Origin of the sequence: Klebsiella sp. 1SOBk5mer (assembly GCF_046603115.1) — a bacterium.
GTDB lineage: Bacteria > Pseudomonadota > Gammaproteobacteria > Enterobacterales > Enterobacteriaceae > Klebsiella > Klebsiella quasipneumoniae.
Map to the genome: position 1 here is coordinate 530,453 of NZ_JBKIUU010000002.1, position 23,012 is coordinate 553,464.

General features: G+C 57.8%; 22 protein-coding genes. 19 read left to right on the plus strand and 3 right to left on the minus strand.

From position 1 onward, the window contains the following. Positions 1–32 precede the first annotated feature (32 nt). The 3 genes from mazG to eno all read left to right on the plus strand — a co-directional run bounded on the left by mazG (position 33) and on the right by eno (position 4,122). On the plus strand, positions 33–824 hold the full coding sequence (gene mazG / locus ACLH1U_RS08305; RefSeq protein WP_032453910.1) for a nucleoside triphosphate pyrophosphohydrolase: 792 nt from the start codon (positions 33–35) through the stop codon (positions 822–824). A gap of 280 nt (positions 825–1,104) precedes the next feature. Beyond that, positions 1,105–2,742, plus strand: a complete 1,638-nt coding sequence (pyrG, locus tag ACLH1U_RS08310) for a glutamine hydrolyzing CTP synthase (protein WP_023290827.1) — start codon at positions 1,105–1,107, stop codon at positions 2,740–2,742. Positions 2,743–2,823: 81 nt separating this feature from the next. Then, positions 2,824–4,122, plus strand: coding sequence for a phosphopyruvate hydratase (eno, locus tag ACLH1U_RS08315; RefSeq protein ID WP_002915213.1), 1,299 nt, complete (start codon positions 2,824–2,826; stop codon positions 4,120–4,122). A gap of 63 nt (positions 4,123–4,185) precedes the next feature. On the opposite strand, the gene ACLH1U_RS08320 is transcribed toward eno, so the two are convergent. After that, positions 4,186–5,295 (minus strand): SDR family oxidoreductase, encoded by a 1,110-nt coding sequence (locus ACLH1U_RS08320; protein WP_023290826.1) that lies wholly within the window; start codon positions 5,293–5,295, stop codon positions 4,186–4,188. A 478-nt stretch (positions 5,296–5,773) separates the two neighbouring features. Here ACLH1U_RS08320 and queE point away from each other — a divergent pair, with 478 nt between their 5' ends. Continuing rightward, positions 5,774–6,445: a 7-carboxy-7-deazaguanine synthase QueE gene (gene queE, locus ACLH1U_RS08325; protein WP_023290825.1), complete on the plus strand. Its 672-nt coding sequence runs from the start codon at positions 5,774–5,776 to the stop codon at positions 6,443–6,445. Positions 6,446–6,485: 40 nt separating this feature from the next. On the opposite strand, the gene queD is transcribed toward queE, so the two are convergent. After that, a complete protein-coding gene (gene queD, locus ACLH1U_RS08330) occupies positions 6,486–6,851 on the minus strand; it encodes a 6-carboxytetrahydropterin synthase QueD (RefSeq protein WP_004174641.1) in 366 nt (121 codons plus the stop codon). Between the two features lie 316 nt (positions 6,852–7,167). Here queD and cysJ point away from each other — a divergent pair, with 316 nt between their 5' ends. The 3 genes from cysJ to cysH all read left to right on the plus strand — a co-directional run bounded on the left by cysJ (position 7,168) and on the right by cysH (position 11,512). Next, complete coding sequence (gene cysJ, locus ACLH1U_RS08335; protein WP_411299182.1) at positions 7,168–8,967, plus strand: NADPH-dependent assimilatory sulfite reductase flavoprotein subunit; 1,800 nt, start codon at positions 7,168–7,170, stop codon at positions 8,965–8,967. Beyond that, on the plus strand, positions 8,967–10,679 hold the full coding sequence (cysI, locus tag ACLH1U_RS08340; protein WP_004205585.1) for an assimilatory sulfite reductase (NADPH) hemoprotein subunit: 1,713 nt from the start codon (positions 8,967–8,969) through the stop codon (positions 10,677–10,679). The genes cysJ and cysI overlap by 1 nt, the downstream gene beginning before the upstream one ends. A gap of 98 nt (positions 10,680–10,777) precedes the next feature. After that, entirely contained in the window at positions 10,778–11,512 is a 735-nt protein-coding gene (cysH, locus tag ACLH1U_RS08345) for a phosphoadenosine phosphosulfate reductase (protein WP_004205586.1), read from the plus strand. Between the two features lie 68 nt (positions 11,513–11,580). Here the strand turns inward: cysH and ACLH1U_RS08350 are convergent, their stop codons facing one another. Beyond that, entirely contained in the window at positions 11,581–12,627 is a 1,047-nt protein-coding gene (locus tag ACLH1U_RS08350; protein ID WP_023290823.1) for an aminopeptidase, read from the minus strand. A gap of 246 nt (positions 12,628–12,873) precedes the next feature. Here ACLH1U_RS08350 and cysG point away from each other — a divergent pair, with 246 nt between their 5' ends. From cysG to nlpD, 12 genes are all read left to right on the plus strand, one after another. Beyond that, positions 12,874–14,280 carry a siroheme synthase CysG gene (gene cysG, locus ACLH1U_RS08355; protein WP_072096587.1) on the plus strand — a complete coding sequence of 469 codons (1,407 nt, stop codon included), beginning with the start codon at positions 12,874–12,876 and terminating at the stop codon, positions 14,278–14,280. 9 nt (positions 14,281–14,289) lie between these two features. Beyond that, positions 14,290–15,198 carry a sulfate adenylyltransferase subunit CysD gene (gene cysD, locus ACLH1U_RS08360; RefSeq protein ID WP_048335130.1) on the plus strand — a complete coding sequence of 303 codons (909 nt, stop codon included), beginning with the start codon at positions 14,290–14,292 and terminating at the stop codon, positions 15,196–15,198. 9 nt (positions 15,199–15,207) lie between these two features. Then, on the plus strand, positions 15,208–16,635 hold the full coding sequence (gene cysN, locus ACLH1U_RS08365; RefSeq protein ID WP_023290822.1) for a sulfate adenylyltransferase subunit CysN: 1,428 nt from the start codon (positions 15,208–15,210) through the stop codon (positions 16,633–16,635). After that, positions 16,635–17,240: an adenylyl-sulfate kinase gene (gene cysC, locus ACLH1U_RS08370; protein ID WP_002915158.1), complete on the plus strand. Its 606-nt coding sequence runs from the start codon at positions 16,635–16,637 to the stop codon at positions 17,238–17,240. The genes cysN and cysC overlap by 1 nt, the downstream gene beginning before the upstream one ends. Positions 17,241–17,290: 50 nt before the next feature. Beyond that, positions 17,291–17,617, plus strand: a complete 327-nt coding sequence (locus ACLH1U_RS08375) for a DUF3561 family protein (RefSeq protein WP_004205590.1) — start codon at positions 17,291–17,293, stop codon at positions 17,615–17,617. Positions 17,618–17,757: 140 nt separating this feature from the next. Then, positions 17,758–18,075 (plus strand): cell division protein FtsB, encoded by a 318-nt coding sequence (gene ftsB / locus ACLH1U_RS08380; RefSeq protein ID WP_002915156.1) that lies wholly within the window; start codon positions 17,758–17,760, stop codon positions 18,073–18,075. Positions 18,076–18,094: 19 nt separating this feature from the next. Beyond that, positions 18,095–18,805, plus strand: coding sequence for a 2-C-methyl-D-erythritol 4-phosphate cytidylyltransferase (gene ispD, locus ACLH1U_RS08385; RefSeq protein WP_017899180.1), 711 nt, complete (start codon positions 18,095–18,097; stop codon positions 18,803–18,805). Continuing rightward, positions 18,805–19,284 (plus strand): 2-C-methyl-D-erythritol 2,4-cyclodiphosphate synthase, encoded by a 480-nt coding sequence (ispF, locus tag ACLH1U_RS08390; RefSeq protein ID WP_004181093.1) that lies wholly within the window; start codon positions 18,805–18,807, stop codon positions 19,282–19,284. Before ispD ends, ispF begins: the two co-directional genes overlap by 1 nt. After that, positions 19,281–20,330: a tRNA pseudouridine(13) synthase TruD gene (truD, locus tag ACLH1U_RS08395; protein ID WP_411299183.1), complete on the plus strand. Its 1,050-nt coding sequence runs from the start codon at positions 19,281–19,283 to the stop codon at positions 20,328–20,330. Before ispF ends, truD begins: the two co-directional genes overlap by 4 nt. Next, entirely contained in the window at positions 20,311–21,072 is a 762-nt protein-coding gene (surE, locus tag ACLH1U_RS08400; RefSeq protein WP_004205600.1) for a 5'/3'-nucleotidase SurE, read from the plus strand. Before truD ends, surE begins: the two co-directional genes overlap by 20 nt. Further along, complete coding sequence (locus ACLH1U_RS08405) at positions 21,066–21,692, plus strand: protein-L-isoaspartate(D-aspartate) O-methyltransferase (protein ID WP_023290820.1); 627 nt, start codon at positions 21,066–21,068, stop codon at positions 21,690–21,692. Before surE ends, ACLH1U_RS08405 begins: the two co-directional genes overlap by 7 nt. Before the next feature lie 125 nt (positions 21,693–21,817). Continuing rightward, on the plus strand, positions 21,818–22,948 hold the full coding sequence (nlpD, locus tag ACLH1U_RS08410) for a murein hydrolase activator NlpD (protein WP_023290819.1): 1,131 nt from the start codon (positions 21,818–21,820) through the stop codon (positions 22,946–22,948). Positions 22,949–23,012: the final 64 nt, after the last annotated feature.

The following is a 23,012-nucleotide window of genomic DNA, read 5'->3' on the forward strand; positions in this document are numbered from 1 at the left end:
CCGACTATTTTTTACATTTCCAGGATTGTCACATGACCCAAATCGACCGCTTGCTCGGCATCATGCGCCGCCTGCGCGACCCGGAAAACGGCTGCCCGTGGGATAAAGAGCAGACCTTTGCCACCATCGCTCCCTATACCCTCGAAGAAACCTATGAAGTGCTGGACGCCATTTCGCGAGAGGATTTTGACGACCTGCGCGGTGAGCTGGGCGATCTGCTGTTCCAGGTGGTGTTCTATGCGCAGATGGCGCAGGAAGAGGGACGTTTTAACTTTGACGATATCTGCGCCGCCATCAGCGACAAGCTGGAGCGCCGCCATCCCCATATCTTTGCTGATGCCACTGCGGGAAACAGCAGCGAAGTCCTGGCCCGCTGGGAGCAGATCAAAAGCGCGGAGCGGGCGGAAAAAGCCCAGCACTCGGCGCTGGACGACATTCCGCATAGCCTGCCGGCGCTGATGCGCGCACATAAAATCCAGCGTCGCTGCTCGGCGGTCGGTTTTGACTGGACCTCGCTGGGCCCGGTGCTCGACAAGGTGCATGAAGAAATTGATGAAGTGATGCATGAAGCGCAGCAGGCGGTGGTGGATGAAGCGAAACTGGAAGAGGAAGTGGGCGATCTGCTGTTCGCCACGGTGAATTTATCCCGCCATTTAGGGGTCAAAGCCGAGGTGGCGCTGCAGAAGGCGAACCTCAAATTCGAGCGCCGCTTCCGCGAAGTCGAGCGCATTGTCGCTGCCCGCGGCCTGGAAATGACCGGCGTCGACCTCGATACCATGGAAGAAGTATGGCAACAGGTAAAACGCCAGGAAACTGATCTCTAACGAGTTTTCGTGATCAAGCGCGATTTGTGTGATTTTATAAATAACAAGCGCTTGATTTACGTCAAAAACATTTCGCCAAAAGCGTCTATTTTCTCTTTCCGTTATGTCGTTGAAACACCATGTAGCCTGCCTCTTCGAGTTGTTCGGGTCGCAACACAGGTGCAACTTGAAGAACGAAGGGGAGGGGAAGAATGAAAGTTTGTGGCGTCACGCATGTTCGGGTATACTACTTTCCCGTCCTGGTTATTCCATCGTTTTACCCTAACTTCTCAGGTTCAGCATGACAACGAACTATATTTTTGTGACCGGCGGGGTCGTATCCTCTCTGGGTAAAGGCATTGCCGCAGCCTCCCTGGCAGCCATTCTTGAAGCCCGTGGTCTCAACGTGACCATCATGAAACTGGATCCGTATATCAACGTCGATCCGGGCACCATGAGCCCAATCCAGCATGGGGAAGTGTTCGTTACTGAAGACGGCGCAGAAACCGATCTGGACCTGGGCCACTACGAGCGTTTCATCCGTACCAAGATGACTCGCCGCAACAACTTCACCACCGGCCGTATCTACTCTGACGTGCTGCGCAAAGAGCGCCGTGGCGACTACCTGGGCGCGACCGTTCAGGTTATCCCGCACATCACCAACGCTATCAAAGAGCGTGTGCTGGCGGGCGGCGAAGGCCATGACGTGGTGCTGGTGGAGATCGGCGGTACCGTCGGCGATATCGAATCCCTGCCGTTCCTCGAAGCCATTCGTCAGATGGCGGTAGAGATTGGCCGCGAGCATACCCTGTTTATGCACCTGACTCTGGTGCCGTACATGGCCGCCGCGGGCGAAGTCAAAACCAAACCGACTCAGCACTCCGTGAAAGAGCTGCTCTCCATCGGTATTCAGCCTGACATCCTGATCTGCCGCTCCGATCGCGCTGTTCCGGCCAACGAACGGGCGAAAATTGCTTTGTTCTGTAACGTTCCGGAAAAGGCTGTTATTTCTCTGAAAGACGTCGATTCCATTTATAAAATTCCAGGCCTGTTGAAATCTCAGGGGCTGGACGATTATATTTGTAAACGATTCAGCTTAACTTGTCCGGAAGCAAACCTGGCCGAATGGGAACAGGTAATCTATGAAGAAGCCAATCCGGCAGGCGAAGTCACCATCGGTATGGTCGGTAAGTACATTGAACTGCCGGACGCCTACAAGTCGGTGATTGAAGCGCTGAAACACGGTGGTCTGAAAAACCGCGTTACCGTCAACATCAAGCTGATCGATTCGCAGGATGTGGAAACGCGCGGCGTCGAAATCCTCAAGGATTTAGATGCTATCCTTATCCCGGGCGGCTTCGGCTACCGCGGTGTGGAAGGTAAGATCGCCACCGCGCGCTATGCGCGTGAGAACAATATTCCTTATCTGGGCATTTGCCTGGGTATGCAGGTTGCGCTGATTGAGTTCGCGCGCAACGTAGCGGGTATGGAAAACGCCAACTCGACGGAATTTGTGCCAGACTGTAAATACCCGGTTGTGGCCCTGATTACCGAATGGCGTGACGAAGATGGCAACGTCGAAGTCCGCTCCGAGAAGAGCGATCTGGGCGGCACCATGCGCCTGGGCGCGCAGCAGTGCCAGCTGGATGATGATTCTCTGGTACGCCAGCTGTACGGCGAGCCGACCATCACCGAGCGCCATCGTCACCGCTACGAAGTCAACAACATGTTGTTGAAACCGATTGAAGCTGCCGGTCTGCGCGTTGCGGGCCGTTCCGGGGATGATCAGTTGGTCGAGATCATCGAAGTGCCGAACCATCCGTGGTTTGTGGCCTGCCAGTTCCACCCGGAGTTTACTTCGACGCCGCGTGATGGACACCCGCTGTTTGCCGGCTTTGTGAAAGCCGCCAGCGAGTACCAGAAACGCCAGGCGAAGTAAAAAGAGTTAGAACGGCAATGCACCCATCCGGGTGCATTGTTTGTCTGGAGTTTTAGTTTAACTTGTACTGAGGAAAACCTAATGTCCAAAATCGTTAAAGTCATCGGTCGTGAAATCATCGACTCCCGTGGTAACCCGACTGTTGAAGCCGAAGTACACCTGGAAGGTGGTTTCGTCGGTATGGCAGCTGCTCCGTCAGGTGCTTCTACTGGTTCCCGCGAAGCGCTGGAACTGCGCGATGGCGACAAATCCCGTTTCCTGGGTAAAGGCGTAACCAAAGCTGTTGCTGCGGTAAACGGCCCGATCGCTCAGGCAATCCTGGGCAAAGATGCCAAAGATCAGGCTGGCATCGACAAGATCATGATCGACCTGGACGGTACTGAAAACAAATCTAACTTCGGTGCGAACGCAATCCTGGCCGTTTCTCTGGCGAACGCCAAAGCAGCAGCTGCCTCCAAAGGCCTGCCGCTGTACGCGCACATCGCTGAACTGAACGGCACTCCGGGCAAATACTCCATGCCGGTTCCGATGATGAACATCATCAACGGCGGTGAGCACGCTGACAACAACGTCGACATCCAGGAATTCATGATTCAGCCGGTTGGCGCGCCGACCCTGAAAGAAGCTGTACGCATGGGTTCTGAAGTGTTCCATCACCTGGCGAAAGTGCTGAAGTCCAAAGGCATGAACACTGCCGTTGGTGACGAAGGCGGCTACGCGCCGAACCTGGGTTCCAACGCCGAAGCGCTGGCTGTTATCGCTGAAGCGGTTAAAGCTGCAGGCTACGAGCTGGGCAAAGACATCACCCTGGCGATGGACTGCGCAGCGTCTGAATTCTACAAAGACGGTAAATACGTTCTGGCCGGCGAAGGCAACAAAGCGTTCACCTCTGAAGAGTTCACTCACTTCCTGGAAGAGCTGACCAAACAGTACCCGATCGTCTCCATCGAAGATGGCCTGGACGAATCTGACTGGGAAGGTTTCGCTTACCAGACCAAAGTACTGGGCGACAAAATCCAGCTGGTTGGTGACGACCTGTTCGTAACCAACACCAAGATCCTGAAAGAAGGCATCGAAAAAGGCATCGCTAACTCCATCCTGATCAAATTCAACCAGATCGGTTCTCTGACCGAAACTCTGGCGGCTATCAAGATGGCGAAAGACGCTGGCTACACCGCTGTCATCTCTCACCGTTCTGGCGAAACTGAAGACGCGACCATTGCCGACCTGGCTGTGGGTACCGCTGCAGGCCAGATCAAAACCGGTTCTATGAGCCGTTCTGACCGCGTTGCTAAATACAACCAGCTGATTCGTATCGAAGAAGCGCTGGGTGAGCAAGCGCCGTTCAACGGTCGTAAAGAGATCAAAGGCCAGGCTTAATCCTGTCTTTGTGAAATAACCATGCCAGCCTTCGGGCTGGCATTTTTTTTATGCCTGCGGCCATTATTTAAAGTCGACGGCCATTTGCTGAGGGATCGACAGCCCGCGAGTGGTTTCCACGCAGCGGTCGATGTAATCGGTAAAGCGCGGCGGTTTTGGCATCCCCATGCTCAGCAGCTTGTCGTTGCTAAAGCGCACGTTCAGCGTGGCGAACGCGCCATATAAGCGCATCGCTTTCAGCATCAGTCGCTCATTGCACGGCCCAAAAATTCCTTTCAGTTCGCGACGCATTTTGACCAGCGTTTCATAGCTCACCTGGGCGTACTTGTCTCCCACCGGCGCCTGCTCCAGCGCCAGGGCCATCGCCCGGTCGATTTCGGCAAACTTCACGCTGTTCTCCTCGCCGGCAGAGATATGCACCACCTCGCCGCGGGCCAGCGGCTGGTTAAGCAGCATCAGCAGGGCATCGGCGCAGTAGTCCACCGGAATAACATCGATCCGATCCTCCATCGCGCACATAAATTTCTGCAGCATCAGCCCCATGCTGAACACCCAGAAAATACTGCTGGAAGGCCGGCAGCCATGATGGGTATGGCCCACCACAATAGAAGGGCGGGCAATGACCAGCGGTAGCGTAGGGCAGTGCTGCTGCATCAGTTGCTCGATGGCCGATTTCGAGTGGGTATATTCCACCAGATGCTCGGCGCGCTGCCGAAACTCCGCGCTCTCGGCGACCAGCGAATCCGGCTCCGGTGAGCAGGACATTGCGGTGCCGACGTGCAGAAAACGCTGCAGACCCGCCACCTGCGCCATCCGTTGCGCCAGACGCAGCGTACCCGCAACGTTAACCTTCCAGATGAGCGGGTTGCTGCCAAATGAGGCGACAGCGGCGCAGTTGAGGACATGGGTAACTTGCTCAAGCCGCGGGTCGTTAAGAAAATGCTCCGGAGAGGCGAGATCGCCCAGCAGGATCTGCTGCGGGCGCAGCATCGCCAGTTTCTCCTCGGCGATGTTGAACTTACGCATGTTCTCCTTGACCCGCTCCAGGCCTGCGTCGGGACTGTCGGCACGCACCAGCAGCAGCAGATCTAACTGGCTATCCTGATGGAGTATTTTCTCTAACGCCGCGCCGCCCAGAAAACCGGTGACGCCGGTAATGAATAATGTGGTCATAAACGCTATCTCATTATGGTTGGTCTGCGGGATTCTAGGAGGGACAAAGTAAACGACGATTAAATAAAAAATGGCGGGCAACAGGACTTCATTAAGAGGGGCTTAAGCTTATTTTCGGCGGTGGATTGGATTCGACTCTCAGACCAGATAAATAATTCACTCTTTCATGTATCAGTTTGTACACTGCTGTATTTAAAACTGTTTTTGTTTTTATGATGACGTTTTACATGTTCTGGTTTATAACGCGAAAAACATCTTCTGTTACATCTTTCTTTACGATGGCATGGCGCGCCGTTTATTTTAATCCTTACCACACTAATGAAATAAACGAAAACAGAGGCATGCTTTTAATTAACAATGAATAACCTCCGGGGAGAGAAAGCGACGCCGTGAGGGAAAAAACGATCGCAGCGCAGGACAAGACCTGGACAGTGAAATCTGCGATAATAAACGTTTATCACCCTAAACAGAGATGACTATGCAGTACCCGATTAACGAGATGTTCCAGACCCTGCAAGGCGAGGGTTACTTCACCGGCGTGCCTGCCATTTTTATTCGTCTGCAGGGATGCCCGGTAGGATGTGCGTGGTGTGACACCAAGCATACCTGGGACAAACTGGCCGATCGGGAAGTGTCGTTGTTCAGCATCCTGGCGAAAACCAAAGAGAGCGATAAGTGGGGGCCGGCAAGCAGTGAAGATCTGCTGGCGATTATCGGTCGTCAGGGGTGGACTGCCCGCCACGTGGTCATTACCGGCGGTGAGCCCTGCATTCATGATTTAACGCCGTTAACCTCGCTGCTGGAGCAAAACGGCTTTAGCTGCCAGATTGAAACCAGCGGCACTCACGAAGTTCGCTGTACGCCTCATACCTGGGTGACGGTATCGCCGAAGGTGAATATGCGCGGCGGGTATGACGTGCTGTCTCAGGCCCTGCAGCGGGCGGATGAGATCAAACATCCGGTAGGGCGCGTCCGCGACATCGAAGCGCTGGACGAGCTGCTGGAAACGCTGAGCGATGACAAACCGCGGATCATCGCCCTGCAGCCAATCAGCCAGAAAGAAGACGCGACGCGCCTGTGTATCGACACCTGCATCGCCCGTAACTGGCGCCTGTCCATGCAGACGCATAAATATCTGAATATCGCCTGATAAAAAAGCCCGGCAGCGTACTGACCGGGCTTTTTTTCGCTTACTCGCCGCGATAGACGCAGCCGGCGGTGCAGGTCTCTTTCACCATCACCGCGCTCAGCAGCGGTACCCGCGGTTTCATCTCATCCCAGATCCATTTGGCCAGCACTTCGCTGGTAGGGTTTTCCAGACCGGGGATATCGTTCAGATAATAGTGGTCCAGGCGATCGTAGGTTGGCTTGAAGGCGGCCTTCAGCTCGGCAAAATCCATGATCCACCCGGTATGGGGATCGACTTCACCGGTTATCTCCAGACGCACCATAAAGGAGTGGCCATGCAGGCGACCGCATTTGTGTCCTTCCGGGACGTGCGGCAGGTGGTGGGCGGCTTCGAAGGTGAAATCTTTAAACAGCGTGGTGGACATCATTGACTCTCAACAGGACGAAAAAAACCGCCGTAGGGTACCGGAAAGTACATTTTTTCGCATTAACTAAAACGGCCCTGAACAGAAAATCGACACATTTATCTGGGTTAAGTGAATTAAGTTGTGATATTTCAAATAGTTATTTAATCGATTTTGTTGTTAATAACTACAACTAAAACAGGTTAGTCCATTTGGTTATTTATTATTTCCATCCCTTCTTTAATTGTTACTATGCCCGCCGTTAACCTTCTATTCTCTTCTGTTTTTGTCGCGCTGACAGGGTGCGAATAACAGCTTTGCTTACTGGAACAAACGACGCATGACGACACAGGCCCCACCTTCCAACTTGCTGCCGCTCAACCCGGAGCAACTGGCGCGCCTTCAGGCGGCCACCACTGACTTCACGCCCACTCAGCTCGCCTGGGTGTCTGGCTATTTCTGGGGCGTGCTGAATCAGCAGTCCGGCGCGGCAGCCGCCGTTCCCGCCCCGGCCGCCGAGGTCCCGACGATCACGCTGATTTCCGCCTCGCAAACCGGCAACGCTCGCCGCGTCGCCGAAGCGCTGCGCGACGATCTGCTGGCGGCGAAGCTGAACGTGAAGCTGGTGAATGCAGGCGATTATAAATTCAAACAAATTGCTGCTGAAAAACTGCTGGTGGTCGTGACCTCCACCCAGGGGGAAGGTGAGCCGCCGGAAGAAGCGGTCGCATTGCATAAGTTCCTGTTCTCGAAGAAAGCGCCGAAGCTGGACGGGACCGCATTCGCCGTCTTTGGCCTCGGCGATACCTCTTATGAATTCTTCTGCCAGTCCGGCAAAGATTTCGACAGCAAGCTGGCCGAACTTGGCGCGGAACGCCTGCTCGATCGCGTCGACGCCGACGTTGAATATCAGGCCGCGGCCGCTGAATGGCGCGCGCGCGTCGTTGAGGTGCTGAAGGCCCGTGCGCCGGTCGCCGCGCCCGCTCAGCTGTCCGCCAGCGGCGCAGTGAACGACATTCACACCAGTCCCTACAGCAAAGAGGCTCCGCTGACGGCGACCCTGTCGGTCAACCAGAAAATCACCGGCCGCGATTCAGAAAAAGATGTACGCCATATCGAAATTGACCTCGGTGATTCCGGTCTGCGCTATCAGCCGGGCGACGCCCTGGGCGTCTGGTATCAAAACGATCCTCAGCTGGTGAAAGAGCTGGTGGAGCTGCTGTGGCTGAAAGGCGACGAGCCGGTGACCGTCGAGGGCAAAACCCTGCCGCTGGCGGAAGCCCTGCAGTGGCATTTTGAGCTGACGGTTAATACCGCGACTATCGTCGAAAACTACGCCACCCTGACCCGCAGCGAATCGCTGCTGCCGCTGGTGGGCGATAAAGCTCAACTGCAGCAGTATGCCGCCGCGACGCCGATCGTCGATATGGTCCGTTTCTCCCCCGTGCAGCTGGACGCCGAGGCGTTAATCGGTCTGCTGCGCCCGCTGACGCCGCGTCTGTACTCTATTGCCTCCTCGCAGGCGGAAGTGGAGAGCGAAGTGCATGTCACCGTGGGCGTGGTGCGCTATGACATCGAAGGCCGCGCCCGGGCTGGCGGCGCCTCCAGCTTCCTCGCCGACCGCGTGGAAGAGGATGGCGAAGTCCGCGTCTTTATCGAGCACAACGACAACTTCCGTCTGCCGGCTAACCCGGAGACGCCGGTGATCATGATTGGCCCTGGCACCGGTATTGCGCCGTTCCGCGCCTTCATGCAGCAGCGCGCAGCGGACGGGGCGCCAGGTAAGAACTGGCTGTTCTTCGGCAACCCGCACTTCACCGAAGATTTCCTCTATCAGGTGGAGTGGCAGAGCTATGTGAAAGAGGGGCTGCTGACCCGTATCGATCTGGCCTGGTCCCGCGATCAACAACAAAAAATCTATGTGCAGGACAAACTGCGTGAGCAGGGGGCTGAGCTGTGGCGCTGGATCAATGATGGCGCCCACATTTATGTCTGCGGCGACGCCAATCGTATGGCGAAAGACGTGGAACAGACTTTACTGGAAGTGATTGCCGAATACGGCGCGATGGACGCCGAAGCGGCGGACGAATTTTTAAGTGAGCTGCGCGTTGAGCGCCGTTATCAGCGAGATGTCTACTAATGAGCGAAAAACATCCGGGGCCTTTAGTGGTCGAAGGTAAACTGACCGATGCCGAGCGTATGAAGCTCGAGAGCAACTACCTGCGCGGCACCATTGCGGAAGATTTAAACGACGGTCTGACCGGCGGTTTTAAAGGCGATAACTTCCTGCTGATCCGTTTCCACGGTATGTACCAGCAGGACGATCGCGATATCCGCGCGGAGCGCGCCGCTCAGAAGCTGGAGCCGCGTCATGCGATGCTCCTGCGCTGCCGTTTGCCGGGCGGGGTGATCACCACCACCCAGTGGAAGGCGATCGATAAGTTTGCCGCCGAGAACACCATTTACGGCAGTATTCGCCTGACCAACCGGCAGACTTTCCAGTTTCACGGCATTCTGAAAAAGAACGTCAAGCCGGTGCATCAGATGCTGCACTCGGTGGGGCTGGACGCGCTGGCCACCGCCAACGATATGAACCGTAACGTGCTGTGCACCTCCAACCCGTACGAATCGCAGTTGCACGCTGAGGCCTACGAGTGGGCGAAAAAGATCTCCGAGCATTTGCTGCCGCGCACCCGCGCCTATGCCGAGATCTGGCTGGATCAGAAAAAGGTCGCCACCACTGACGAAGAGCCGATCCTCGGTCAGACCTATCTGCCGCGTAAGTTTAAAACCACGGTGGTGATCCCGCCGCAGAACGATATCGATCTGCACGCCAACGACATGAACTTTGTGGCGATCGCCGAAAACGGCAAGCTGGTGGGCTTTAACCTGCTGGTGGGCGGCGGTCTTTCTATCGAACACGGTAACAAAAAAACCTACGCCCGCACGGCGAGCGAATTCGGTTATCTGCCGCTGGAGCATACTCTGGCGGTGGCGGAAGCGGTCGTGACTACCCAGCGCGACTGGGGTAACCGTACCGACCGTAAGAATGCGAAAACCAAGTACACCCTTGAGCGCGTTGGCGTTGAAACCTTTAAGGCGGAAGTGGAGCGCCGGGCAGGCATTAAGTTTGAGCCGATCCGCCCGTACGAATTCACCGGCCGCGGCGACCGCATCGGCTGGGTGAAGGGGATTGATGATAAATGGCACCTGACGCTGTTTATTGAAAACGGCCGCATTCTGGATTATCCGGGGCGCCCGCTGAAAACCGGTCTTCTGGAGATTGCTAAGATCCATCAGGGCGAATTCCGCATCACCGCCAATCAGAACCTGATCGTCGCCAGCGTACCGGAAGATCAGAAGGCGCGGATCGAGAAGCTGGCGCGGGATCATGGTCTGATGAATGCCGTCACCCCGCAGCGCGAAAACTCAATGGCCTGCGTCTCCTTCCCGACCTGCCCGCTGGCGATGGCGGAAGCCGAGCGTTTCCTGCCGTCGTTTATCGACAAGGTGGAAGGGGTGATGAGCAAGCATGGCGTGAGCGATGAGCATATCGTCACCCGCGTCACCGGCTGTCCGAACGGCTGCGGCCGCGCGATGCTGGCGGAAGTGGGGCTGGTGGGGAAAGCGCCAGGCCGCTATAACCTGCACATCGGCGGTAACCGCAGCGGCACCCGCATCCCGCGGATGTACCGTGAGAACATTACCGAGTCGGAAATTCTCGACTCGCTAGACCAACTGGTAGGGCGCTGGGCGAAAGAGCGCGAAGCGGGTGAAGGCTTCGGCGACTTTACGGTGCGTGCGGGCATCATTCGCCCGGTGCTCGATCCAGCCCGCGATTTCTGGGAGTAACATCCTGGTGCCCGGTGGCGCGTAGCGATCCGGGCCTGTAAAACCCGTAGGCCGGGCAAACGCAGTGCCGCCCGGCAAAACAGGCAAACGAGGTTCTTATGTCCGTACTCGATCTAAACGCGCTTAATGCATTGCCGAAAGTGGAACGCATTCTGGCACTCGCGGAAACCAACGCCCAACTGGAAAAGCTCGACGCCGAAGGGCGTGTGGCCTGGGCGCTGGAAAACCTGCCGGGAGACTATGTGCTGTCGTCAAGCTTTGGTATTCAGGCGGCGGTGAGTTTGCACCTGGTGAATCAAATCCGCCCGGACATTCCGGTGATCCTCACCGATACCGGTTACCTGTTCCCGGAAACCTACCAGTTTATTGACGAGCTGACGGACAAGCTCAAGCTGAACCTGAAGGTCTACCGCGCGGCCGAAAGCGCGGCCTGGCAGGAGGCGCGCTACGGCAAGCTGTGGGAGCAGGGCGTTGAGGGCATTGAGAAATACAATGAGATCAACAAGGTTGAACCGATGAACCGGGCGCTGAAAGAGCTGAACGCGCAGACGTGGTTTGCCGGTCTGCGCCGCGAGCAGTCGGGCAGTCGGGCGACGCTTCCGGTGCTGGCGGTCCAGCGCGGGGTGTTCAAGGTGTTGCCGATTATCGACTGGGATAACCGGACGGTGTATCAGTATCTGCAAAAGCATGGGCTGAAATACCATCCGCTGTGGGATCAGGGGTATCTGTCGGTAGGCGATACCCACACCACCCGCAAATGGGAGCCGGGCATGGCAGAAGAAGAGACCCGGTTCTTCGGGCTTAAACGCGAGTGCGGATTGCACGAGGGTTGATTAGCGCTTCCTGAGGGAATGGTGTGAAAGAGAACACGCGGGTGATACCGCGTGTTCATTTGCACCCGTCAGCTTTTCTTCTCCACCTTCGCCAGCTCTTTCACCAGCGGCAGCATCACTTTCACGACATCGCGCCCGCGATGCTCGATCCGTCCCGGCAGCGCGTTGTCGATATATTGCTGATTATCCAGCTGAACGTCATGCCAGCTGATTCCCTGCGGGAAGCTGCGCGATTTGCTCCGCTGCTGATAGCCATCTTTCTTGCCTAATGACCAGTTGGTCGCTTCGACCGACAGCACCGGGATCCCCGCGTTGTCGAAGACGCTGGCGTCATTACAGCAGCTGGTGCCTTTCGGGTAAGCCGGATTGAGTCCCGGATTGGTGTAGGCGGCGATGCCTTTGCTGCGGGCGATAGCCAGCGCGCGATCGCGGGTCAGCTTGCGCACCGAGGCCGGCGTGCGGCGGCCGCTGTTGAAGTAAAGCTTATCGCCCACCACCAGGTTATCGAGATTGATCACCAGCAGGGTATTTTTCTTTTCCGCCTCGCTCATCCGCTGCAGCAGGTTTTGCGCGCCGAGACGACCTTCCTCTTCGCCGCTGGTGGCGATAAAGCGAATGCCATAGCGGGTGGGGACGTTCTTTAAATGCTCCGCCAGCTCCAGCATCACCCCGAGCCCCATCGCGTTGTCGTCAATTCCCTGCAGCGTCAGGCCGCCGAGGTTATTTTCGACATCTTTATCGCTCTGCGGCGCGTAGGTATCGAGGTGCGCCATGATGATGATTTGCTGGCGAGACTGGCCTTCATGGGCGGCGATCACCGTACTGCCGGTGGCATTATGCCAGTTTTTACGCTGGTTGCTGTCGGTATAGATGTAGCGGGTATTGAAGCTCCGCACGTCGCTCTGATAGCCCATCCGGGCGAACTGCTGGCGCAGATAGTCAGCTGAGAGCATTTCCGGGGGCGTTCCGGTCATTCGTCCCGGGAAAACGGTGGCGATATGGCGAGCCTGACTACTGGCGGTGTCGCCCAGCGCGCTGAATGCGGGGGCGGCGGCGAAAACAAAACCGGTGCCGAGCGCCAGCGGAAGCAGACGGCGGCACAACGCGGAAAACATAAGGGGTCCTTACACGAACGAGACAATTTGACGCGTACAGTATGAAACTGTGACCGCGGTTAAACAATTTCAATTGCTCTTAAATAGCGGAAAAATAGCGTGTTAAGCACTTTTTGATATTTAGATTTCCACCGCGTTATTCCTTTGTGTCACAACTCATTCCATTTCGTAATTTCATTTGCTCTAAGGCGCACCCTATAGTCGCAGTATCGCTGATTGTAAGAGAGTTGTTACCCCGTGGATTACTTGCCCCTTTTTGCCGAACTGAAACAAAGGCCCGTGCTGGTGATCGGCGGCGGTGAGATTGCCGAACGCAAGATCAAGTTTCTGCTGCGCGCCCAGGCGCAGGTGCAGGTGGTCGCCGGGACGCTGTCTCCGGCGCTGGCCGATCTGGCGGCGCGCCAGGCGCTTAGCTGGCGGGCGACGGAATTTAGCGACGCTCTGGTGGATGATGTCTTTCTGGTGATTGCCGCCACGGAGGACGAGGCGCTTAACCAGCGGGTGTTTGCGGCGGCTAACGCGCGCTACCGGCTGGTCAACGTAGTGGATAACCAGGCGCTCTGCTCGTTTGTCTTCCCTTCTATCGTCGACCGTTCGCCGCTGCTGGTGGCGATCTCCTCCAGCGGGAAAGCGCCGGTGCTGTCGCGTATTCTGCGCGAAAAAATCGAAGCGCTGCTGCCGACGAACCTCGGGCGTCTGGCGGAATCGGCGAGCTACTGGCGCAATCATCTGAAAACCCGTCTGACGACCACCGAAGCGCGTCGCCGCTTTTGGGAACGGGTCTTTACCGGCCGCTTCGCCAGCCTGATGGTGGCGGGCAACGCTGCGGAGGCGGAAAAAGCGCTGCAGGATGAGCTGGATAAGCCTGAACGCGAAACAGGTGAAATTATTCTGGTGGGGGCCGGACCGGGCGATGCCGGGCTGCTGACCCTGCGTGGCCTGCAGGCGATCCAGCAGGCGGACGTGGTTTTCCACGACCATCTGGTGACCCAGCCGGTTCTCGAACTGGTGCGCCGCGATGCCGAGCTGGTTTGCGTCGGTAAGCGCGCCGGCGAGCACTCGGTGCCGCAGCATGAAACCAATCAGCTTCTGGTGGAGGCGGCGAAGGCGGGGAAAACCGTCGTGCGTCTGAAAGGCGGGGATCCGTTTATTTTTGGCCGCGGCGCAGAAGAGCTGCAGGCTGCCGCCGCCGCGGGCATCCCGTTCCAGGTGGTGCCTGGCGTCACTGCCGCCGCCGGCGCGACGGCCTACGCCGGTATTCCACTGACCCATCGCGATTATGCGCAAAGCGCCGTCTTTGTCACCGGGCACTATAAGCCGGACAGCGCTCCCTTCGACTGGGCGCTGCTGGCGAAGAGCCAACAGACGTTGGCCATTTACATGGGCACCATGAAGGCGGCGGAAATCAGCGCCCAGCTGATCGCCCACGGTCGCGACAGCAATACGCCGGTAGCGGTGATTTCCCGCGGTACCCGCGACGATCAGCAGACGATAACCGGCACATTGCAACAACTCGAACACCTGGCGAAAGACGCCCCGATGCCCGCCCTGCTGGTGGTCGGCGAAGTGGTGCAGCTGCATCAGCAGCTCGCCTGGTTTCAACATACATCATCCGCCGAGGGGTTTAACTCTTCGGTGGTCAATCTGGCTTAAGGAACGGTTATGGACCAAAAACGACTCACTCACCTGCGGCAACTGGAGGCGGAAAGCATCCATATTATTCGTGAGGTGGCCGCCGAATTTGCTAACCCGGTGATGATGTACTCCATCGGGAAAGATTCCAGCGTAATGCTGCATCTGGCGCGCAAAGCGTTTTATCCGGGAACCCTGCCGTTCCCGCTGCTGCACGTCGATACCGGCTGGAAATTCCGTGAGATGTATGAGTTCCGCGACCGTACTGCCAAAGCCTATGGCTGCGAGCTGCTGGTGCATAAAAACCCGGAAGGGGTGGCGATGGGCATTAACCCGTTCGTCCACGGCAGCGCCAAACATACCGATATCATGAAAACCGAAGGGCTGAAGCAGGCGCTGAACAAATACGGCTTTGACGCCGCATTCGGCGGCGCGCGGCGTGATGAGGAGAAATCCCGCGCTAAAGAGCGCATCTACTCCTTCCGCGACCGCTTCCACCGCTGGGACCCGAAAAACCAGCGTCCGGAGCTGTGGCACAACTACAACGGCCAGATTAACAAAGGCGAAAGCATCCGCGTCTTCCCGCTCTCCAACTGGACCGAGCTGGATATCTGGCAGTACATCTATCTGGAAAACATCGAAATCGTGCCGCTGTATCTGGCCGCTGAGCGCCCGGTGCTGGAGCGCGACGGCATGCTGATGATGATCGACGACGACCGTATCGATCTGCAGCCGGGCGAAGTGATTGAAAAACGGATGGTGCGTTTCCGTACCCTCGGCTGCTGGCCGCTGACCGGCGCGGTGGAGTCTGAAGCGCAGACGCTGCCGGAAATTATTGAAGAGATGCTGGTATCCACCACCAGCGAACGTCAGGGGCGCGTCATCGATCGCGACCAGGCCGGCTCGATGGAGCTGAAGAAACGTCAGGGTTATTTCTAAGGAGCCGCCATGAACACGACCATTGCCCAACAAATTGCCAATGAAGGCGGCGTAGAAGCTTATCTGCACGCGCAACAGCACAAAAGCCTGCTGCGTTTTCTGACCTGCGGCAGCGTCGATGACGGTAAAAGCACCCTGATTGGCCGTCTGCTGCACGATACCCGCCAGATCTATGAAGATCAGCTCTCTTCGCTGCACAACGACAGCAAGCGTCACGGCACCCAGGGCGAAAAACTGGACCTGGCGCTGCTGGTGGATGGCCTGCAGGCCGAGCGCGAGCAGGGCATCACCATCGACGTGGCCTATCGCTACTTCTCGACGGAAAAACGCAAATTTATCATCGCCGACACCCCGGGGCACGAGCAGTACACCCGCAATATGGCCACCGGCGCGTCCACCTGCGATCTGGCGATCCTGCTGATCGACGCGCGTAAAGGCGTGCTCGACCAGACCCGCCGACACAGCTTTATCTCCACCCTGCTGGGCATTAAACACCTGGTGGTGGCGGTCAACAAAATGGATCTCGTCGAGTTTAGCGAAGCGCGCTTCAACGAGATCCGTGAAGCTTACCTGACTTTTGCCGAGCAGCTGCCGGGCAACCTCGATATTCGCTTTGTGCCGCTGTCGGCGCTGGAGGGCGATAATGTCGCCAGCCAGAGCGCGAACATGCCGTGGTACAGCGGCCCGACTCTGCTGGAAGTCCTCGAAACGGTGGAGATCCAACGGGTAGTGGAGAGTCAACCGCTGCGCTTCCCGGTGCAGTATGTTAACCGTCCGAACCTCGATTTCCGCGGCTTCTCCGGTACGGTCGCCTCCGGTACCGTGCAGGTCGGCCAGCGTCTGAAGGTGCTGCCGTCGGGCGTCGAGTCGAGCGTGGCGCGTATCGTCACCTTCGACGGCGATCTGCAGGAAGCCGCCGCCGGGGAAGCCATTACCATTGTGCTGAAAGATGAAATCGACATCAGCCGCGGCGACCTGCTGGTTGACGCGCAAGCCACGCTGCCGGCGGTGCAAAGCGCCAGCATCGACGTGGTGTGGATGGCCGAGCAGGCGTTGACCCCGGGGCAGAGCTACGACATCAAAATCGCCGGTAAGAAGACCCGCGCCCGCGTGGACGCGATCCGTTACCAGGTAGATATTAACAACCTGACCCAGCGTGAAGTCGAGTCTCTGCCGCTGAACGGCATCGGGCTGGTGGAGCTGACCTTTGACGAACCTCTAGTGCTGGATCCCTATCAGCAAAACCCAGTGACCGGTGGGCTTATCTTTATCGATCGTCTGACCAACGTCACCGTCGGCGCCGGGATGGTCAACGAGCCGCACCTGCAGGCGCCGACGTCGGCATCGCAGTACAGCGCTTTCGAGCTGGAACTGAACCAGCTGATCCGCAAACACTTCCCGCACTGGGACGCCCGCGACCTGCTGGGAGGCAAATAATGGCCCAGCATGACGAAAACGTCGTCTGGCATGCCCATCCTGTGACCCAGCAGCAGCGGGAACAGCATCACGGCCATCGCGGCGTGGTGCTGTGGTTTACCGGCCTTTCGGGGTCGGGTAAATCCACCGTCGCCGGGGCGCTGGAGGAAGCCTTGCATGAGCGCGGCGTCAGCACCTATCTGCTGGACGGCGATAACGTACGTCATGGCTTGTGCAGCGACCTGGGATTCAGTGATGAGGATCGCAAAGAGAACATTCGCCGCGTCGGTGAAGTGGCCAGGCTGATGGTCGATGCCGGGCTGGTTGTATTGACGGCATTTATATCTCCGCACCGCGCGGAGCGACAGATGGTGCGCGAGCGCCTGGGGGAGGGACGCTTTATCGAAGTGTTCGTCGATACCCCGCTGGCCATCTGCGAGGCGCGGGATCCGAAAGGATTGTATAAGAAGGCGCGGGCAGGGGAATTACGCAATTTCACCGGTATAGACTCGGTCTATGAGGCACCGGAAAAGGCGGAAATTCATCTGGATGGTGAACAATTGGTAACAAATTTGGTGCACCAACTATTAGACCTGCTGCAACAGAGCGATATTATCAGATCCTGAAACGGCAGCGGCATCGAGGGGTGCCGGTTGCCCGGTCTACAGGATTCGATATGCGCAATACCCAGAACCTCAGTATTATTCGTTCAGAACCGCCTCCGGCGACCGGCGACGAGACCACCTGGTCTTTGTCGGGCGCTGCTGTGGGCTTTATTTCATGGCTGCTGGCGCTGGGTATTCCCTTCCTTCTCTATGGCAGTAATACACTTTTCTTCCTCCTCTACACCTGGCCATTCTTCCTTGCGTTGATGCCGGTGGCGGTGGTGGTCGGTATTGCGCTGCACTCTCTGCTCAATGGCAAACTGCTCTATAGCGCCAGCGCGACCATCCTGACCGTCGGGCTGATGTTTGCGCTCCTCTTCCTCTGGCTGTTGGGATAACCCGTTTCTGGTATGAATCAAGCATGGGTATCAGCAGCAAAAATATGGTACAGTCCCCGCGTTACGCGGCATCGTCCGCGCGCCCCGGTAGCGTACCCGGGCGAGTTTTGGGATGATGATGCCGTTTTTCAGGGGGCAGGATGGGTAAACTAACGCTGCTATTATTAGCTTTGCTGGTCTGGCTACAGTATTCGCTGTGGTTCGGTAAAAACGGCCTGCATGACTACACGCGGGTTAACGACGACGTCACCGCCCAGCAGGCGACTAACGCCAAATTAAAAGCACGCAACGATCAGCTGTTTGCCGAAATTGACGACCTCAACGGCGGTCAGGAAGCGATCGAGGAGCGTGCGCGCAATGAACTCAGCATGACCCGCCCGGGCGAAACCTTCTATCGTCTGGTACCGGATGCGTCTAAACGCAACCAGGCATCGGGGCAACAGCAGAACAATCGATAACCAGGCCCAGGATTACAACATGGCAGCCACTTTTCCGGGCATTTGCGCCGTGGTGCCGGCAGCCGGTTTCGGCCGCCGCATGCAAACGGAATGCCCGAAACAATATCTCTCAATCGGTAACAAAACGATTCTCGAACATGCGGTCGCCGCGCTGCTGGCGGATCCGCGCGTCCAGCGCGTGGTGATTGCCGTCAGCCCCGGCGATCGGCGCTTCAGCCAGCTGCCGCTGGCCCAGCACCCGCAAATTACCGTCGTGGATGGCGGCGCCGAGCGCGCCGATTCGGTGCTCGCCGGCCTGCAGGCGTTGCCGGAGGCGCAGTGGGTGCTGGTGCATGACGCCGCGCGCCCCTGCCTGCATCAGGATGACCTCAGCCGCCTGCTGGCACTCTGTGAAACCAGCCGCGTCGGCGGGATCCTCGCAGCGCCGGTGCGCGACACCATGAAGCGCGCCGAGCCGGGCAAAACCGCCGTCGCCCATACCGTCGATCGTAATGACCTGTGGCACGCGCTCACCCCGCAATTTTTCCCTCGCGAGCTGCTGGTGGATTGCCTCACCCGGGCGCTGAACGAGGGGGCCACCATCACCGATGAAGCCTCGGCGCTGGAGTACTGCGGCTTCCATCCGCAGCTGGTCGCCGGACGCGCTGATAATATTAAAGTGACGCGCCCGGAAGATCTGGCGCTGGCGGAATTTTACCTCACCCGTTCCCGACACCAGGAGAAAGCTTAATGCGAATTGGACATGGTTTTGACGTACACGCTTTTGGCGGTGAAGGCCCAATCATCATTGGCGGGGTACGCATTCCTTATGAAAAAGGGCTGCTGGCCCACTCCGACGGCGACGTCGCGCTGCATGCGCTGACCGATGCGCTGCTGGGCGCCGCGGCGCTCGGCGATATTGGCAAGCTGTTCCCGGATACCGATCCGGCGTTTAAAGGCGCCGACAGCCGCGAACTGTTGCGCGAAGCGTGGCGCCGCATCCAGGCCAAAGGCTATACGCTCGGCAACGTCGACGTCACCATTATCGCCCAGGCGCCGAAAATGCTGCCGCATATCCCGCAGATGCGCGTTTTTATCGCTGAAGATCTCGGCTGCCATATGGACGACGTCAACGTGAAAGCGACCACCACCGAGAAGCTGGGCTTCACCGGCCGCGGGGAAGGGATCGCCTGCGAAGCGGTCGCGCTGCTGCGTAAGGCCGACAAATGATCGCCTTTGACCAACTGACCTGGCTGCACGGCAAGCCGCAGAGCAGCGGGCTGCTGAAAGCCAATCCGGAAGATTTCCTGGTGGTGGAAGACCTGGGCTTCGCCCCGGACGGCGAAGGCGAGCACGTGCTGGTGCGGATCCTCAAAAACGGCTGCAATACACGCTTTGTCGCCGATGCGCTGGCGAAATTCCTCAAAATCCATGCCCGTGAAGTGAGCTTCGCCGGGCAAAAAGATAAGCACGCCGTCACCGAGCAGTGGCTGTGCGCCCGGGTGCCCGGCAAAGAGATGCCGGATCTGAGCAAATTTCAGCTCGAGGGCTGCCAGGTACTGGAATATGCCCGCCATAAGCGTAAGCTGCGATTAGGCGCGCTGAAGGGCAACCAGTTTACCCTGATCCTGCGCGAGGTAAGCGATCGCCAGGAGGTGGAGACGCGTCTGCAGGCCATCGCTGAACGGGGCGTGCCGAACTATTTCGGCGCTCAGCGCTTTGGCATCGGCGGCAGCAATCTGCAGGGAGCGCTGCGCTGGGCGGAGAGCGGCGCGCCGGTGCGCGATCGCAATAAGCGCAGTTTTTGGTTGTCGGCGGCACGCAGCGCGTTGTTTAATCAGCAAGTCAGTATTAGATTAAAAAAAACGGAATTTAATCAGGTTGTTGATGGCGATGCGCTACAATTAGCGGGGCGTGGGAGCTGGTTTGTCGTCACACCGGAAGAACTCGAGGTTTCGCAGGCGCGGGTGCATAACCGCGAACTGATGATCACGGCTGCGCTGCCGGGCAGCGGCGACTGGGGAAGCCAGCGCGATGCCCTGGCCGCCGAGCTGGCCGCCATCGCCGAGGAAACCTTGCTGCAGACACTGCTGGTGCGGGAGAAAGTCGAGGCGGCGCGCCGGGCGATGCTCCTCTATCCGCAGCAGCTGAGCTGGAACTGGTGGGATGATGTAACCGTTGAACTGCGTTTCTGGCTGCCGGCGGGCAGCTTCGCCACCAGCGTGGTCAGGGAGCTTATCAATACAACGGGTGACTATGCGAATATTGCTGAGTAACGATGACGGGATCCATGCGCCGGGGATACAGACCCTGGCGAAGGCCTTAAGGGAGTTTGCCGAGGTCCAGGTGGTTGCACCCGATCGTAACCGCAGCGGGGCTTCGAATTCGCTGACGCTGGAATCGTCACTGCGCACCTTTACCTATGAAAATGGCGATATCGCCGTCCAGATGGGGACGCCAACGGACTGCGTCTACCTCGGCGTAAACGCGCTGATGCGCCCGCGTCCGGACATCGTCGTTTCCGGAATCAACGCCGGGCCCAATCTGGGCGATGACGTCATTTACTCCGGCACCGTGGCGGCGGCGATGGAAGGCCGCCATCTGGGGTTCCCCGCGCTGGCCGTGTCGCTCAATGGCTATCAACACTACGACACCGCCGCGGCGGTGACCTGCACTCTCCTGCGCGGACTCAGCCGTGAACCGCTGCGCACCGGGCGGATCCTCAACGTCAATGTCCCGGACCTGCCCCTTGACCAGATCAAAGGTATCCGCGTGACCCGCTGCGGCAACCGCCATCCTGCCGACCAGGTGATCCCGCAAAAGGATCCGCGCGGCAATACCCTTTACTGGATTGGCCCGCCGGGCGATAAGCGCGACGCCGGGCCGGGCACCGATTTTGCGGCAGTGGATGAAGGCTATGTTTCCGTTACGCCATTGCACGTCGATTTAACCGCCCATCAGGCGCATGAGGTGGTCACCGATTGGCTGGAACGTGTCGGGGTTGACAGGCAATGGTAAGTAAACGTGTTGAAAGTTTGTTGAATCAACTGCGCACGCAGGGCATCGTCGATGAACGTGTCCTCGAGGCGATCGCGCGCGTCCCGCGCGAAAAATTTGTTGATGAAGCCTTTGAACATAAAGCGTGGGAAAACACCGCGCTGCCGATTGGCCAGGGGCAAACCATCTCCCAGCCGTACATGGTGGCGCGGATGACCGAGCTGCTGGCGCTGACGCCGGAGTCGCGGGTGCTGGAGATCGGCACCGGTTCCGGTTACCAGACGGCCATCCTGGCGCACCTGGTGCATCACGTTTGCTCGGTAGAGCGAATTAAGAGTTTACAGTGGCAGGCGCGTCGTCGCCTGAAACAACTTGATTTACATAATGTTTCAACCCGTCATGGCGATGGGTGGCAAGGTTGGCAGGCGCGGGCGCCGTTTGATGCCATTATTGTGACGGCGGCGCCGCCGGAAATACCGACCGCGCTGCTGGCGCAGCTGGATGACGACGGCGTGCTGGTACTGCCGGTCGGCGAGGAGCATCAGTTTCTCAAACGGATCCGTCGCCGGGGCAACGAATTTATCATTGATACCGTCGAGGCCGTTCGCTTTGTTCCCCTGGTGAAAGGGGAGCTGGCCTGAGACCCGGATTATTCCAGGTTTTTTTTGCCTGACTTTAGGCGTAGGGTGGACACATTTTTCAGTGTCCTGGCCGGGCGTCGCCCGGTAAGCAAGATATTGGCAGTTAACATATTCCTGGGGGATAAATGAGCGCGGGAAGCACCAAATTTACCGTCAGCCGTATTGCGGCTCTTTCACTGGTTTCACTCTGGCTGGCCGGATGTACCAACACCAATAATCCACCTGCGCCGGTTAGCTCTGCCGGCGGTGCCGCTTCTTCCAGCACCAATTCCGGCATGTTGATTACGCCGCCATCCTCCGGCGTCCAGTCTGCTCCTCAGGCGCAGCCGATCCAGCCGGTGCAGACCCAGACCATTCAGCCGCAGCCAATGGCGCAGGAGCCGGTGCAGACGGTGAATGGCAAGATCGTATACAACCGCAAATATGGCGATATTCCGAAAGGTAGCTATACCGGCGGCAGTACCTATACGGTCAAACGCGGCGACACCCTGTTCTATATCGCCTGGGTCACCGGCAACGATTTCCGTGACCTGGCGCAACGCAACAATGTCCCGGCCCCGTACGCCCTGAACGTCGGTCAGGTGCTGCAGGTCGGCAACGCTTCAGGCCAGCCGATCACCGGTGAAAACGCCGTTTCTCAGGCCAGCGCAAGGGCGAGCGGCGGTGCGACGGCCACCACAACTTCTGCACAAAAATCGACCGCGGTGGTTGCTTCACAACCGACTATTACGTATTCTGAATCCTCAGGTGAACAAAGTGCTACCAAGATGTTGCCTAATAATAAACCAGCGACCACGACCTCGACGGTCGTCGCGCCGGTGACGGCACCTACAACGGTGAGCACAACCCAGCCGACTGCAAGCAGTACGTCAACCAGTTCGCCGATCTCATCATGGCGCTGGCCGACTGATGGCAAAGTTATCGAGAACTTTAGTGGCGCGGAAGGCGGCAATAAAGGTATCGACATTGCAGGCAGTAAGGGACAGGCTATTGTCGCGACCGCCGATGGGCGCGTCGTCTATGCCGGTAACGCACTGCGCGGCTACGGTAATCTTATTATCATCAAACATAACGATGATTACCTGAGTGCCTACGCTCATAACGATACCATGCTGGTTCGGGAGCAACAGGAAGTCAAAGCGGGGCAGAAAATCGCTACCATGGGTAGCACCGGAACCAGCTCAACAAGATTACATTTTGAAATTCGTTACAAGGGGAAATCCGTCAACCCGCTGCAGTACTTACCGCAGCGATAATTTGGCAAAGTACGGATAAGCGAAGCATTAGCTAACAGGCGCCAGGGCGGTGTCTATGCGCCTC

Excerpts from the sequence above, each read along its gene's own strand:
- cysN (WP_023290822.1), top strand. The coding sequence starts at position 15,208 with ATGAACACGACCATTGCCCAACAAATTGCCAATGAAGGCGGCGTAGAA.
- cysJ (WP_411299182.1), top strand. The coding sequence starts at position 7,168 with ATGACGACACAGGCCCCACCTTCCAACTTGCTGCCGCTCAACCCGGAG.
- ACLH1U_RS08405 (WP_023290820.1), top strand. The coding sequence starts at position 21,066 with ATGGTAAGTAAACGTGTTGAAAGTTTGTTGAATCAACTGCGCACGCAG.
- queD (WP_004174641.1), bottom strand. The coding sequence starts at position 6,851 with ATGATGTCCACCACGCTGTTTAAAGATTTCACCTTCGAAGCCGCCCAC.
- ACLH1U_RS08375 (WP_004205590.1), top strand. The coding sequence starts at position 17,291 with ATGCGCAATACCCAGAACCTCAGTATTATTCGTTCAGAACCGCCTCCG.
- ispF (WP_004181093.1), top strand. The coding sequence starts at position 18,805 with ATGCGAATTGGACATGGTTTTGACGTACACGCTTTTGGCGGTGAAGGC.
- queE (WP_023290825.1), top strand. The coding sequence starts at position 5,774 with ATGCAGTACCCGATTAACGAGATGTTCCAGACCCTGCAAGGCGAGGGT.
- cysC (WP_002915158.1), top strand. The coding sequence starts at position 16,635 with ATGGCCCAGCATGACGAAAACGTCGTCTGGCATGCCCATCCTGTGACC.
- cysD (WP_048335130.1), top strand. The coding sequence starts at position 14,290 with ATGGACCAAAAACGACTCACTCACCTGCGGCAACTGGAGGCGGAAAGC.
- cysH (WP_004205586.1), top strand. The coding sequence starts at position 10,778 with ATGTCCGTACTCGATCTAAACGCGCTTAATGCATTGCCGAAAGTGGAA.
- ACLH1U_RS08320 (WP_023290826.1), bottom strand. The coding sequence starts at position 5,295 with ATGACCACATTATTCATTACCGGCGTCACCGGTTTTCTGGGCGGCGCG.
- surE (WP_004205600.1), top strand. The coding sequence starts at position 20,311 with ATGCGAATATTGCTGAGTAACGATGACGGGATCCATGCGCCGGGGATA.
- cysI (WP_004205585.1), top strand. The coding sequence starts at position 8,967 with ATGAGCGAAAAACATCCGGGGCCTTTAGTGGTCGAAGGTAAACTGACC.
- ACLH1U_RS08350 (WP_023290823.1), bottom strand. The coding sequence starts at position 12,627 with ATGTTTTCCGCGTTGTGCCGCCGTCTGCTTCCGCTGGCGCTCGGCACC.
- eno (WP_002915213.1), top strand. The coding sequence starts at position 2,824 with ATGTCCAAAATCGTTAAAGTCATCGGTCGTGAAATCATCGACTCCCGT.
- ispD (WP_017899180.1), top strand. The coding sequence starts at position 18,095 with ATGGCAGCCACTTTTCCGGGCATTTGCGCCGTGGTGCCGGCAGCCGGT.
- truD (WP_411299183.1), top strand. The coding sequence starts at position 19,281 with ATGATCGCCTTTGACCAACTGACCTGGCTGCACGGCAAGCCGCAGAGC.
- ftsB (WP_002915156.1), top strand. The coding sequence starts at position 17,758 with ATGGGTAAACTAACGCTGCTATTATTAGCTTTGCTGGTCTGGCTACAG.
- pyrG (WP_023290827.1), top strand. The coding sequence starts at position 1,105 with ATGACAACGAACTATATTTTTGTGACCGGCGGGGTCGTATCCTCTCTG.
- nlpD (WP_023290819.1), top strand. The coding sequence starts at position 21,818 with ATGAGCGCGGGAAGCACCAAATTTACCGTCAGCCGTATTGCGGCTCTT.
- mazG (WP_032453910.1), top strand. The coding sequence starts at position 33 with ATGACCCAAATCGACCGCTTGCTCGGCATCATGCGCCGCCTGCGCGAC.